Consider the following 12,251-nt stretch of genomic DNA (forward strand, 5'->3'; position numbering starts at 1 on the left):
AGACTTCCGGGCGGCAACATCTGGGCGTAGGCGGAATGGCCGGAACGGGCAGGAAAGCGGTCGTTAGCTCCGGACGATTGCTTCGGCCACGAACCGACCTTCCCAAAGGAAGAACCGACCAGCCATTCGTATGGCCGGAACAGCTTCTTCGGGTAAGAGGAAGACGAAGCCAAGCGACCGTGTTTCGCCCGGCAGCAAAGGCTCACCACCAATAAGTGGAAGGGCATCAAATCCGATCAGCGGTGTTTCTTGGGAAACCATGCAAGGGCATCTCCACCCGGAATAAGCGGGGCCTGTTCGACCGCCTGACGCCGTCTCATACATGCGGACCTCGGCAATAAGCTGCGGCGTGGCGGTCTTCATTAAGGAGGCGCGGCTCATCGAGCGATCATGACCGTCAGTGCGAATGTCCGCAACTGGGCGATAGCGGAATGGCGGGAATGGGAAGGAAAGCGGGCAGTCCGCTTTTGGGCGGGCGGGTGGCAACAACCGACGTTGCGCGACGGTGCCGGTTTTGTTTCAAGGGCGATTTCTCGTGCCTATGTACCTGCGCATTGTTACGTGAGTTACAGGGATTTGGGGGCAGCAAATCATGACGACAGTCGAAAGAGCGTTTGAAATCGCGCGAGGCGGCAATGCGCGGACAATCACCGCGATTCGCGCGCAATTAAACAAAGAAGGTTTTGACTCTGTCCAATCACATCTGAGCAGCGGGGCGCTCAAGAAGCAGTTGCAAGCAGCGATTGAGACGTCCCGCGCCGCCCGAAACGACGCTTCCCCTCCTAAGGTTTTCGAGACTTGAGGAAGATCAGCGCGAAAGGTGGCAACTTAGGTTAGCGGCGATCGTTCAACGATGCCGTGTAACCGGAGTGGAGCAACCCTTGGACAGCGTCGTTCACAACGAGCCTTCGCAGGTAGAAGCAGAAGACGGCTGTGTCTGCGTGACCGGACCCGGTGGCGTGGTCGTAAGCTTTACCCCCGAAGCTGCAGCCGAAACCTCAGACAGGCTGCTCGACGGCGCATCACGCGCGATGGGCCAGCAACTGGCAAAGGAGCGCAACGATCGCGCTTAATGAACGGACGTTATATGGCGCTTGGATCGTTACACTGAACGTCCGGGTGTGGGCGATAGCGGAACGGCCGGTTTGGGAAGGAAAGCGGACATTGGCTATCAAGACCGTAAAACTGCAGCTATCTTCTGACGCATGACCGATCGAGGTGGTGAGACGACGATGGGGCATTGGCGATGGTCAGGTCCAAGCTGCGTTGCTTCCTCGATCGCTTTCCTTGCTGGGGCGCTTGCCTCCTTAGACCTACTTTGGTCGCCGCTTATGGTACTGCTGCCGCTTGGGCTCTTATCCTGGGTAGTGACGATCGCTATCGCGCTGATTCAACGCAGGTGGTGGTGGGCAGTCGCCAGCCTACCGGCGATGATGATACCGCTGTACATATTTGGCGAAATTGCTGCCGCCTGCGTACGCGGTGACTGCCTTTAGTAACGTCCGCTATTGGGCGTTAGCGGAATCGCCGGTTTGGGAAGGAAAGCGGACGTAACGCGGTGGCCTTAGCGCTTGCGGACGCTCACCAGTTTTTCGATAAGCACGGTGCGGGTCGCATCGCCCAGATACCTTTTCTCATGGCGGGCAGCGCTTACCCGACCCAAAATCTCGACCGTGAACGTTCCCCAAACCGGTTCGAGCTTCTTCCACTGAACTGCCTTTCGAGCAGCAGCGTCCAGTTCCTTACAGGTCTGCCCTAAGCATTCGATGGATGCTCCGTCCTCCATGAGAGGGTCGGGTTTTTTTAGAATACGGCACTGCTCAAACCTGCTGTTCTCGAAGTTAGTGAACCATTCACAGATGAGTTGCTGCCGGGGGCCGAATGCGGTCTCATTCACGGTTAGACCTTGGCTAACCGGAGGGGATGCCGACGCTAGAACCGCTGCTATGACCTGCCACATGACTACAGCCTACAGCCGACGCTAATGTCTGCAAGTGGGCGTTAGCGGCCATTCTATCGGAGAGCAGCGACGTGGTCGCACATGCGCTCGCGCTTGGAAGCGGTGTAGCGCTCATCCCGTTCACGAATGTCGTCGTCGTCAGCCCAATGGCTCAATTCTTCCCACGCGATCTTCTCCGCTCGATCGAGGGCGAATGGATCGGGTACCGCGGTGTCGAGCTCGGATTCGGCTACGTCCCCGCCATCAGCGACCCGTTGCAGGGCTTCAATAAGGAAGGCTCGGGCGACCGTCATTCGCGCATTGTGACCGACCTGTCGAATGCCCGCAATTGGGCGTAGCCGGACGGGCCGGTTTGGCGTGGGCGTTGGTTAAAGCGGAGAACTAAAATATGACGCCCCGCCGATAGGCATGCTTGGCATTGCCGCGAACTCGCGTTCCGCGCCGCGTCACCTCGATGCCTATCGGACGATCTATACGCGTCATTAACACACCAAGGCAGTCATACTTTTCCATGCCGACGTCCCGGTCAGTTTCCACGTGGATGGCAATACGTTCAGGGTCTAAACTGTAATTGCGCAGAACGACGTCTTCCCCGACGAATTGCCGGATCGTTTCGCTGATGAAAATCGCTTCTGCCCCGGTGAGAGGAACGGGTGCAATGGGCGGGGCCTGAGGGCGGGCGGCTGGCATGGAGAATAGCTTAGCTGGTTTCCGAATGTCCGCAATTGGACGGCAGGGCAGATTATGAGCGTCCGCGTTTGGGCGTTAGCAATTATGATCCGGCGACGGGCAGATCAACCTTCACCGCGTGCGTCTGAATCGGCGTCATTAGAAACACTACTGCGCTTCTCAGCCCGATGCTCCCCGACACATACCTGCCCGCACGCAGGTCTATGACAGCCTTCGTTATGCAGTAGATCGCCGCAACCAGCGCCGCAACGCTCAACAGGAGAAGGGTCCACATACCTCAGGTTTAACTCTTCCACTTATGGTCGGCAATGTCCGGAATTGGGCGAAACTAGCTAGGGCGGCGCTCCCGCCGCCCTAGGCCCTCATCGTGGGTCGAAGTTCGAGATAATAAGCTCAGCGGCCCTCACAGCCGCCCCAGCGCCGACTGTGTACGTCGTGTCGGCCTCGACCATGTGGAACCCGGCGAACGTCGCGCGCACGCCGAGCGTGTCGTTGATCGACAGCAGGAATTTGCCCTTGATGCCGGCGAGCTGCGCCGCGAGTTGGTCGAAGTCGCCGCGGCCGAACACGTCCTGGCCATAGTCCTTCTCGCAACCCCAATACGGCGGATCGAGGTAGAACAGCATGCCGGCGCGATCGTACCGACGGATGAACTCGCCATACCCCAGCTGCTCAATCGTAACGCCGGCAAGGCGTTCGTGAATGTCAGCGAGTAGCGGCTCCAGCTTGGTGACGTTGAAGCGCGCGCCCTGGCTCTTATCGACGCCAAATCCTCGGCCGGCGACCTTCCCGCCGAATGCCAGCTTTTGCAGGTAAAGGAACCGCGCTGCGCGTTCGAGATCGGTCAGCGTTTCGGGGCGCTGCGCCTTCAGCCGTTCGAACTCTGCCCGGCTGGCGATGCGGAACCGCAGCATGTCGATCATGTAAGGGTAGTGGCGTTGCAGCACGCGAAAGAACGTCGCGACGTCGCCCGACACGTCGTTGATGACCTCGACCTTCGGCCGCGATCGGCGGCGCAGGAAGACGCCCCCCATCCCGACGAAGGGCTCGGCATAGCCGTCATGGTCGACGCGCTCGATCATCGCGACCAGGCGCGATGCCAGATTACGCTTGCCGCCAATATATCCCGCCGCGGGTGCGACGGGCCGAATGAGATTTAGAGTGTTCACTTTACGTTCTCGCGTCATAAGTGCCGCACCCCGCGAATCGTGGGGTGCGGGACGGCCGGTGGCCGATGGTCGTGGCGAGAGTGATCCTCGTCGGTTTGCCGGGCTCCACCCCGACATCCCCCGCCCGGCTATGCCGGACGTGAAAGCTTAGCCGGCTGGTGCCGGTGCGTTGCGCGGCGCGAACGCGACCGCTTCGACGCCCACGGCCTCGTTGATGTCCAACAAGCGCGCCTGAATCGGTTCGATTTCCAGCTCGAAAAACATATCTACCGCCTCGTTGGGCTTGCCGAGCGTCGAGCCCTGCGCCGGCACGATACCCAGCAGCACGGGTGGCGTACGGTGCGCCGCTAGTACGTCGTCGCGCGTCGCGTTCTTGATGCCCATGAACTCGTCGTTCGCGCCGACCTGGGCGATCGGCAGGATCTTGATCCCGCCATCCTTGCCGCCAGGCTGGTGGACGAACAGGTTTCGGAAGTTGCCCGGCCCCTTCGACCGCTTCAGCGCGTCGCGGATCGCATTCACGTCGCCATCCGAGAATTCACCGGTCGCATGCAAGATGAAACCTGCATGACTCCCGTTCAGATAGTATTTACGGCGAAACAGGGTAGCGGCTTCATTGAGCAAGGCGGATTGTAACGCAGAGATATACTCGGGCACGCCATAAATCTCTTGGTTGATGTCGGGCTGCATGATCTGGATGACGCTGCCAGGCCGAAACTCGAATTCGCTCGCTAGGTTTTCCACGAAGAAATACCGGCCCTCTTCGATCCCGCGGCGCGTGAATTTAGCCAGGGAGTGATCGAGGCGCATCAGTCCACCAAGGACGCTTCGGCGCTGCTCGACGAAGCCGAACCCGAACACCAAATAATCGAACACCAGCTTTTCGAACGCGCCGCGGGACAGCCACGGCGTTGGCACGAACGATCGCACCAGCAAATTGCGCTTCAGGAGGATGGCCGAACTGTGATGCGGGCTGGCGCGAAACGATCGGGCCAGGCCATCGACGCTGATCGGCGGTTCGAACCATCGACCGTTATGCGGGCATTCGAGCATATCGAGGATCTCGCGCCGGCTGTTGACCGGCTCGGGATCCCCAAACGAAAACGCCGCTACCGACGTCGACTTCTCCGGCGTCGTGACGATCGCGCCGGCTCGGCCGGCCTCGTGACGGCCCATGCGGCGTGCCTTGCCCATTATAGGATCTCCATAGTCGACTTAGGCGCTTCGCGGCCGTCGAGCGGTTCGTTGTTGAGGACGTGCATGATCGACCAGGCGAGATCCGCATGGCCGTCATCGCCGCCCCGGCCGGCCTTGAACGTGACGTTCCGGCCGCTGGTGGTCAGCGTTTTCTTGATCGAGACGAAGGATGAAACGACATCGAGCCAGCTCGCATCGAACGTCATGCGCCCGCGCGAGATCACGTTCTGCGCCTTCATGATCATCATCGCCTTCACCTCGAGCGAATATTCGATCTTGGTGACGCCCTTGATCCCGGCATCGGGTTTGGCAAGCAGCTGATAGACGCCGGCGCCGACGCCCGACGCGTCGATGCCGAGGAACGTGCAGTTGTACCGCGACAGCATACCCTTCACGAAGGTGGCCTGCTGTTCGAAGTCGAGACCGCGCAGCGGGTGGCGTTCGAGCAGGCGGAAAGCGCCGCCCTGGACGAGCGGCGGTGCCATGATCGACAGCGACGCATTATCGCCGTTCTCGCTGTTCTGCGGATCGTAGCCGGCCCAAACCGGGCGCTCGCCGTACGGGCGTGCGGCCTCCGGGTTGAAGTCGGTCCAGTCCTCCATGGAGTCGCAGCCGCACTTGATCAGGTCGTTGAACCGGAACGCGGACAGGCTGTCGTCGACGAAGTCGCAGTCGAACAGGTTGGCGAACTCGTCTGGCGCATATTCGTCGCGCAGCTCGTCGATGTCGAACAGGTCGCACCCGGCCGCCTCGGCATCGGTGATCGTGACGATATGCCGCCAGATGCGATCCGGCCCCTGTGCGCCGTCCTTCAGCGCCGCGTGGCTGACATCGATCTCGACGCGCTCGGCTTTGGCGCGTCGCCGATTGCGCCGCTCGCCCGTCCAGTACGGATAGGCAGCATGCGCGATCGTCGACGGCGTCGAGAAGTAGGTTTTACGCCACTTCTTGTGCGTCGCCATACCCGACGCGACCTTGTTCAACTCTTCGAAACTATGAACCCAAAAGAATTCGTCGAAGTAGAAGTTGCCGTGACGGCCCTGCGCGGTACGGAAATTAGTACCGAGGAAGTGTAGCTCGGCTGCAGCCTCTTCCGCCGGGCGTAGGTCCGACGTGATGTTCATCGGATCGCCGGCAAGGCTGACGCCGACCAGCTTGGCAAAGCTGACGATGTAACTGCGGAACTGGTGCGCCTGCGCCTTCGACGCTGACAAGAATATTTGATTGCGGCCCGTCTCGATCGCGTCAATCAGCGCCTCGAATGCGAAATAGTAGGTCGCGCCGATCTGTCTCGACTTCAGTATCATGCGGGTGCGGAACGATAGCGCCTCGAACCACGCCTCTTGATACCCGTACAACTGATCGAGGAAGATCGCCTTCAACTCAGCCGCTTGGTCAGCGGTGAAGTGGTTCTTCTTCGCTTTCTTCTTTTCGCCCGCGTTGCGGTTCGCGACCCGATCGTTCAGATCGCCGGAATGACCGCCCGGCGCTTCATAGCGTCGCACCTTGGCCAAGCTCTCGACCTGGCGGCGTAGCGCGTCCAACTCGGTATAGTCCGCGCCGGTTTTCATATCCTTGCAGATGAGCACCATCAGGCGCGTCTCAAGGCAGTCCTCCAGCTTTCGGATCGACGGCGCATCGTCCCAGTTATGCCGGCGCGCCCAGCTCTTCACGGTGTCGTATTTGACGCCCAGTTCGGAGCTGACCTGCGCCAGACTCCACCCGCGCCAGTACAGGCTGCGCGCCGCGCGGATCCGTTCTTCGACGGGCAGGGTGAGAGGGTCGGCAAGGATCGACATGGCACTGCCAGCCTAGCCACGCCGATACGCCTGCCGCCCCCCACGGCTCTTGTAGAAAGCAATTCTACAAGAGCGTGCGCTTGAGGAAGGCACGGTATTCGGTCCCTGTTCGACCTCGCTAACGGGCGCTTGGCGCGCCGCAACCGACCGAACCGAGGACCAGCCGCCATGGGCACCAAGAGCAAGCCGTTCCGCATCTTCGTCGAAGGTGAAACCATCAGCGATGGCCGCGAGGTCTCGGCCGAGATGATCGACGAGTGCGTCGCGACCTTCGCGCCAGCCACCTACAGCCCGCGTATCAACATCGAGCATGTCTCGGGCTACAGCCCCGAACCCCCGTTCAATGGCTATGGCGACGTCGTCGAGCTGGAAGCCAAGACCGACGATTTCACGATCGCCGGCAAGGTTGAGAAGCGCCGTGCGATGTACGCCGTCGTCGACGGCAACGACCAGCTCGTGGCGCTTGCGAAGGCCGATCAGAAGCCGTTCCCATCGGTGGAGCTGACGCCCAGCTATGCCGGAAGCGGCAAATTCGGCATCATCGGCCTGGCGTTCACCGATACCCCGGCGTCGATCGGTACGCAGCGCCTGCAATTCTCGAACCGCGCGCCCGGCACCGTATTTGCCTCCGCGACCGACGCCGTCACGATCGAATTTGAGGCCAAGAAGGCCGAGGATGAAAAGGTCGAGAGCATCGTCGATCGCCTGTTTTCGGCCGTCGTCGCCAAGTTCAAGCCGACCGAGCCCGAGAAGCCGAAGGATGAGCCGAAGCCGAAGCCGGCCAACGATAACTTCGACGCGGCCGGGTTCGCGACCGACATGCAGGCCGCCTTCAGTGGCGCTCTGACCGCGGCGCTCAAGCCGATCATCGCGACGCAGACCGCCCAACAGCGGGACTTCGCAACCCTGCAAACGAAGCTCGAAAACACCGAGCAGCAGGGTTTCTCGCGCTCGCCCGCGTCGGGCGGCGGGGATGACGCCGTCACCGACTGCTGATCGTCAGCCCCCCGCCTCGACCGCACAGACCTCATAGGAAGCGCCCCAATGCTCAACATCACCCGCAACAAGTACGACGCCTACACCCAGCAGATCGGCAAGCTGAACAACGTCGCCGATCCCAGCCGCTCGTTCGAGGTGCTGCCATCGGTAGCGCAGACGCTTCGTGCCAAGCTGAAGGGTTCGAGCGACTTCCTGTCGAAGATCAACATCATCCCGGTCGTCGCGCAGGAAGGCGACAAGGTCGGCGTCGGCGTCAAGGGCACGATCGCAAGCCGCACCGATACCCGCGTGAAAGACCGCGAGCCGCGCTATCCCGGCGATCTCGACGAGACGCGCTACCGTTGCGAGAAGACCGATTTCGACACGCTCGTTCGGTACGAGACGCTCGACGCGTGGGCGCACCAACCAAACTTCCAGACCCTCCTGCGCGATGCGATCATCAGCGCGAAGGCGACCGACATCATCACGATCGGTTTTAACGGCGTGAAGGTCGCCAAGGATACCGACCCGGTCGCGTTCCCTCTGCTCCAGGACGTGAACAAGGGCTGGCTCCAGCACATCCGCGAAGACGCGCCGGAGCGGCATGCTGCCGGTGGTGACCTGAAGCAGGAAACCCGCGTGAACGGCGTCGTAACGGTGCCAGGCGCGATCTACGTCGGTGCCGGCGAGGTCGGCGAAGAGGTCGACTACGTCAACATCGACGCGCTGGTGTTCGCCGGCATCGAGCTTCTGCACGAGAATTACCGCGAGGACACCGACCTGGTCGCGATCGTCGGCCGCGAGCTGGTGAACGACAAGTATTTCTCGATCGTCAACGCGTCCGGCGACAAGGCGACCGAGCAGCTCGCGCGCGACGTCCTGCTGTCCGATAAGAAGATCGGCGGTCTGACCGCAGTCCGCGTGCCCAAGTTCCCCAAGAGTGCCATCCTTATCACCACGCTCGCCAACCTGTCGGTCTACGAACAGATCGGCACCGAGCGGCGCAAGATCGAGGACAACGCCAAGCGCGACCAGATCGAGAACTACGAGAGCGTCAACCACGCCTACGTCGTCGAAGACATGGGCAAGGCCGCGCTGATCGAGAACATCGTCATGGGCAAGAAGCCAGCCTGACGGCCGGGCATCTAACCCCTCCCCCCCGTTCCCGCCCCCACAGGACACGCCATGAGCTTCGCTCGACGCCAGGAACAAATCCTAGCCATGAAAGCGGCGTCTGCTCCTGCATCCGGGGGCGGGCACACCCGCACCGCCGCGGTCGTACCATCGGCCGCGGCGGACCAACTCCCCGTGCCCACTGGCAACACGCCGGCCGCTCGCGCTGCCGCGACCGTGGCCCTTCGCTTTCGTCACGATCGCCAGCGCCTAAAACAGATCAAATCGAAAGAGATGAAGGTCGCCGCCAAGCGTCAGATGCTTCCGGAATATCAGGCTTGGTGTGACGGGCTGCTGGACGCCGGTCGCCGGGTCGATGGTCGGCAACTGGAGCCGACCGGCGCCGACGATGTCCTGCCGAGCATAATGGTTTGGTGCCTGGACATTGGCGACTGGACGCGCGGCCTCATGCTGGCGAGTTTCGTCCTTCGCTTTTCGATCCCCATGCCGAAGCACTTCGTACGCGACGCCGCGACACTGGTTCTGGAAGAGATCGCGGACGCGGCGTTGCGGGCACAGGCCCGAAGCGAAGCATTCCCATTGTACGTGCTGGAGGCCGTCGAGTTGCTGACGGACGGCATCGACATGCACGACGAACCCAAGGCCAAGCTGTTCAAGGCGATCGGTGCCGAGCTGGTGCGTGCAGCCGGCGAGGCGACCGGCGACGCGATCGTGCCGACGATCGAGCGCGCCGTCGCCGTGCTGACCCGCGCACAGGATAAGAACGAACGTGTCGGCGTGAAGACGATGCTGCGCGGCCTCGAAAAAGCGAAGGCCGCAGCCCTCAAGAACGCCGACGCGAACCCGGCTTCCGGCGTCCCCGCAGATGCGAACGCCAGCAACGAAACACAGGCCGGCGACACCGCTGGCTGACCAAGCTCGCCCCCGGCGCTCGGGGACGGATCACGCGAGACGGGAGGCCTCCGGGCCGCAGGGCCGTCGATCGACCTGATCCCCACCCCCGTGAACTTCAAGGACCGAACATGCCCGGCTTTCTCGCCAGCACCCTGATCGCCTTCGTTGGCGTCGTCGCGTTGGTCGCAGCCGTCGCGATCACGCTGGTTGGTGGCATCCTCATGATCATCGCACGTAAGGGCGATCGACCAATCGAGCTTGAGCCGCGCCGCTTCGCCTGGTGCGCGATAACGCTTGGTGTGCTGTTGGGGGGTAAGGCGCTCGACATCGTCGCCAGTGTGTCGCTGTGACCGGCCTGATCGCAACCGTTCTACCCGACGAGGACACGCCCGCACCCGCGCTGATCGTCAACGACGGGTTCTTTCCCGACATCGATCCCGCGGTATTTCGCAAGCAGCATCGGATCCGCGACGCGGTGACGCCAGATCGCGCCCGCGAGGCGCTGATCGCGGCGATGCTGGCGGTCTATCGCGATCTCGCCGCCTGGGCATTGAGCCACCGCGCAGCGGGCACCCGGAAGCTTGACGACGTGCGGCTATCGGATGGGTCTATTTCGACGATCGACGGCATCAACACGCTTGTCCTGCTCTACCAGCGCGCCGTCTTCACGGCCGCGAAGGCGGAAGTCGTCGAGCGCTATCGCGACGTGGATCTAACCAGCGCCGGGCAGCGCAAGGCCGAGGATCTCGAACCGAGCGTCACGGAGCTGCGCCGCGATTCAATCCATGCGATCCGCGACATGCTGGGCGTCACGCGCACCACGGTCGAGTTGATATGACCTCGTCGCTCGACATTGTTCGTGCGCGCGACGGCGACACGCTCGACGCGCTGATCTGGCGCGAACGCAACCTCGGGCCGGCCGATCTGCCCGCCGTGCTTGCAGCCAACCCCGGCGTCGCCGGCCTCGGCTCGATCCTGCCGAAGGGTCAGCCAATTAACCTCCCCGCCATCGCCGCGCCGGCAACCGCCGTTCGCACCGATGTCCTCAACCTGTGGGACTGACCGTATGAAGGATCTACTCCACGAATTCGGCGTGTCGCTGCTCGCCTTCCTGTTCGGGCTGACGCCCGCGGCCCTCGGTGCCGCTGTCAGCTTGGCTTACGAAACCGGGCTGACCTGGTCGCGTCGCTTTCTGCAGATGAGCGTCGGTATCGTCGTCAGCTACTTCGCCACCGGCGTCATCCGCGTGCTGTGGCCATGGGGCCAACCCGACCCGTTTGTCATCCAGGCGGTCGGTTTCGTCGTCGGCATGATCGCTTTCAAGGCGACCCCCAAATTCATCGCCGGTTTGAGCGAACGCGTGACGGACATTCCAGCCGCCTTCTTCGACCGCTTCTTCCCCCGAAAGGATGGCCTGTGACTTATGATCGCGTACGCCTGGCGGCCGAGATCGGCCGCGACGAAGGCGACAAGCTGAAATGGTATCGTTGCACCGCGGGCAAGCGCTCGATCGGCAAGGGCCGCAACCTCGACGATGTCGGGATCTCGGCCGAGGAGACCCGCCTGCTCGGTATCACCGTGGCGAGCTGCATCGCCCGCGGCATCAACCAGGCGCAATCCGATGCGCTGTTCGCCAACGACATCGGCCGTAGCGAGCGCGACCTCGACGCCAAGCTGCCCTGGTGGCGCAAGCTCGACGGCGTGCGCCAGCGCGTGCTGCTGAATATGTGCTTCAACATGGGCATCGGCCGCGCGCCTGACGCCAAGCGCAAGATCACCGGTGCCGGGCTGCTCGGTTTCTACGGCACCCTGCCGAAGATCCAGCGCGGCGATTGGACCGGTGCGGTCGCCGGCATGAAGGCTTCGAAATGGCACGACCAGGTCGGCGCGAGGGCCGAGCGCCTCGAAGCAATGATGCTCACCGGAAAGGAGCCAAAATGATCAAGAGATTTTTTGCCAAGCTGTTCGGTGACTGGGCGTTCGTCGTCCTCGTCATCGTCGGCGCGGTTGGCGCCTGGCAATACGTCGAGGCCCGCCAGGCGCGCGCCGATCGCGACGACCTCCAGCATACCGCACAGATGATCTGCGCGGGATCCGGCACCGGGTTCGCGGCGGTCGGCAAGCTGGCCCGCGGCGATGCCTGCGCCGCCACGGTCGCCAACCTCGTGAAGTTCAAGACCGACAGCGCGCAGCTCACCGCTGCGACGCTCGCGCAGGCGATGGCCGATCACGACGCCCGACAGAACGACGACACCCGCGCCGCGCGCGCCGCTGCCGAGGCAGCAAGCTCGGCCGCACAACGAATGGAGATGGCAGATGCGAATGCTGAACGGACGAACCTTGTCGATCGCGAGTGGTTTCGCGCTGTTAATGGCGTTGCCGGCCTGCGCGCGGCACGCTGACGCCCCGCCAGCGGTCGCCCCAGCGCCG

The 12,251-nt window shown here is 62.5% G+C and carries 19 protein-coding genes; 12 read left to right on the forward strand and 7 right to left on the reverse strand.

The annotated features are described in order from the left end of the window. Positions 1–63: 63 nt before the first annotated feature. Positions 64–381, reverse strand: a complete 318-nt coding sequence (locus O6W96_RS04915) for a hypothetical protein (protein ID WP_353468555.1) — start codon at positions 379–381, stop codon at positions 64–66. 211 nt (positions 382–592) lie between these two features. Here O6W96_RS04915 and O6W96_RS04920 point away from each other — a divergent pair, with 211 nt between their 5' ends. Together O6W96_RS04920 and O6W96_RS04925 are read left to right on the forward strand one after the other, a co-directional pair. Beyond that, a complete protein-coding gene (locus O6W96_RS04920; protein ID WP_353468556.1) occupies positions 593–802 on the forward strand; it encodes a hypothetical protein in 210 nt (69 codons plus the stop codon). 79 nt (positions 803–881) lie between these two features. Then, positions 882–1,073 (forward strand): hypothetical protein, encoded by a 192-nt coding sequence (locus O6W96_RS04925; protein ID WP_353468557.1) that lies wholly within the window; start codon positions 882–884, stop codon positions 1,071–1,073. A gap of 491 nt (positions 1,074–1,564) precedes the next feature. Here O6W96_RS04925 and O6W96_RS04930 read toward each other — a convergent pair whose 3' ends face one another. Next, complete coding sequence (locus O6W96_RS04930) at positions 1,565–1,897, reverse strand: hypothetical protein (protein ID WP_353468558.1); 333 nt, start codon at positions 1,895–1,897, stop codon at positions 1,565–1,567. Between the two features lie 134 nt (positions 1,898–2,031). On the opposite strand from O6W96_RS04930, the gene O6W96_RS04935 reads away from it, so the two are divergent. Then, on the forward strand, positions 2,032–2,298 hold the full coding sequence (locus O6W96_RS04935) for a hypothetical protein (RefSeq protein WP_353468559.1): 267 nt from the start codon (positions 2,032–2,034) through the stop codon (positions 2,296–2,298). A gap of 43 nt (positions 2,299–2,341) precedes the next feature. Here O6W96_RS04935 and O6W96_RS04940 read toward each other — a convergent pair whose 3' ends face one another. From O6W96_RS04940 to O6W96_RS04960, 5 genes are all read right to left on the reverse strand, one after another. Beyond that, on the reverse strand, positions 2,342–2,650 hold the full coding sequence (locus O6W96_RS04940; protein ID WP_353468560.1) for a hypothetical protein: 309 nt from the start codon (positions 2,648–2,650) through the stop codon (positions 2,342–2,344). Between the two features lie 82 nt (positions 2,651–2,732). After that, complete coding sequence (locus O6W96_RS04945; RefSeq protein WP_353468561.1) at positions 2,733–2,924, reverse strand: hypothetical protein; 192 nt, start codon at positions 2,922–2,924, stop codon at positions 2,733–2,735. An 88-nt stretch (positions 2,925–3,012) separates the two neighbouring features. Further along, positions 3,013–3,819 (reverse strand): DNA adenine methylase, encoded by an 807-nt coding sequence (locus tag O6W96_RS04950; protein ID WP_353468562.1) that lies wholly within the window; start codon positions 3,817–3,819, stop codon positions 3,013–3,015. 147 nt (positions 3,820–3,966) lie between these two features. Next, positions 3,967–5,013 (reverse strand): phage portal protein, encoded by a 1,047-nt coding sequence (locus O6W96_RS04955; RefSeq protein ID WP_353468563.1) that lies wholly within the window; start codon positions 5,011–5,013, stop codon positions 3,967–3,969. Next, positions 5,013–6,815, reverse strand: coding sequence for a terminase large subunit domain-containing protein (locus O6W96_RS04960; protein WP_353468564.1), 1,803 nt, complete (start codon positions 6,813–6,815; stop codon positions 5,013–5,015). The genes O6W96_RS04955 and O6W96_RS04960 overlap by 1 nt, the downstream gene beginning before the upstream one ends. A gap of 168 nt (positions 6,816–6,983) precedes the next feature. Between O6W96_RS04960 and O6W96_RS04965 the strand changes: the two genes are divergently transcribed. The 9 genes from O6W96_RS04965 to O6W96_RS05005 all read left to right on the forward strand — a co-directional run bounded on the left by O6W96_RS04965 (position 6,984) and on the right by O6W96_RS05005 (position 12,223). Beyond that, complete coding sequence (locus tag O6W96_RS04965; RefSeq protein WP_353468565.1) at positions 6,984–7,811, forward strand: GPO family capsid scaffolding protein; 828 nt, start codon at positions 6,984–6,986, stop codon at positions 7,809–7,811. A 48-nt stretch (positions 7,812–7,859) separates the two neighbouring features. Beyond that, entirely contained in the window at positions 7,860–8,927 is a 1,068-nt protein-coding gene (locus tag O6W96_RS04970; RefSeq protein ID WP_353468566.1) for a phage major capsid protein, P2 family, read from the forward strand. Positions 8,928–9,014: 87 nt separating this feature from the next. After that, positions 9,015–9,839 carry a phage terminase small subunit gene (gene gpM, locus O6W96_RS04975; protein ID WP_353468567.1) on the forward strand — a complete coding sequence of 275 codons (825 nt, stop codon included), beginning with the start codon at positions 9,015–9,017 and terminating at the stop codon, positions 9,837–9,839. A gap of 110 nt (positions 9,840–9,949) precedes the next feature. Beyond that, positions 9,950–10,171, forward strand: coding sequence for a hypothetical protein (locus tag O6W96_RS04980; protein WP_353468568.1), 222 nt, complete (start codon positions 9,950–9,952; stop codon positions 10,169–10,171). Further along, complete coding sequence (locus tag O6W96_RS04985) at positions 10,168–10,659, forward strand: head completion/stabilization protein (protein ID WP_353468569.1); 492 nt, start codon at positions 10,168–10,170, stop codon at positions 10,657–10,659. Before O6W96_RS04980 ends, O6W96_RS04985 begins: the two co-directional genes overlap by 4 nt. Beyond that, positions 10,656–10,883: a tail protein X gene (locus O6W96_RS04990; RefSeq protein ID WP_056063734.1), complete on the forward strand. Its 228-nt coding sequence runs from the start codon at positions 10,656–10,658 to the stop codon at positions 10,881–10,883. Before O6W96_RS04985 ends, O6W96_RS04990 begins: the two co-directional genes overlap by 4 nt. Before the next feature lie 31 nt (positions 10,884–10,914). Next, positions 10,915–11,241 (forward strand): hypothetical protein, encoded by a 327-nt coding sequence (locus O6W96_RS04995; protein WP_353468570.1) that lies wholly within the window; start codon positions 10,915–10,917, stop codon positions 11,239–11,241. Then, a complete protein-coding gene (locus O6W96_RS05000; protein ID WP_353468571.1) occupies positions 11,238–11,762 on the forward strand; it encodes a glycoside hydrolase family protein in 525 nt (174 codons plus the stop codon). The genes O6W96_RS04995 and O6W96_RS05000 overlap by 4 nt, the downstream gene beginning before the upstream one ends. Then, positions 11,759–12,223 (forward strand): hypothetical protein, encoded by a 465-nt coding sequence (locus O6W96_RS05005; protein WP_353468572.1) that lies wholly within the window; start codon positions 11,759–11,761, stop codon positions 12,221–12,223. Before O6W96_RS05000 ends, O6W96_RS05005 begins: the two co-directional genes overlap by 4 nt. Positions 12,224–12,251 lie beyond the last annotated feature (28 nt).

Origin of the sequence: Sphingomonas faeni (genome assembly GCF_040407495.1) — a bacterium.
GTDB lineage: Bacteria > Pseudomonadota > Alphaproteobacteria > Sphingomonadales > Sphingomonadaceae > Sphingomonas > Sphingomonas faeni_D.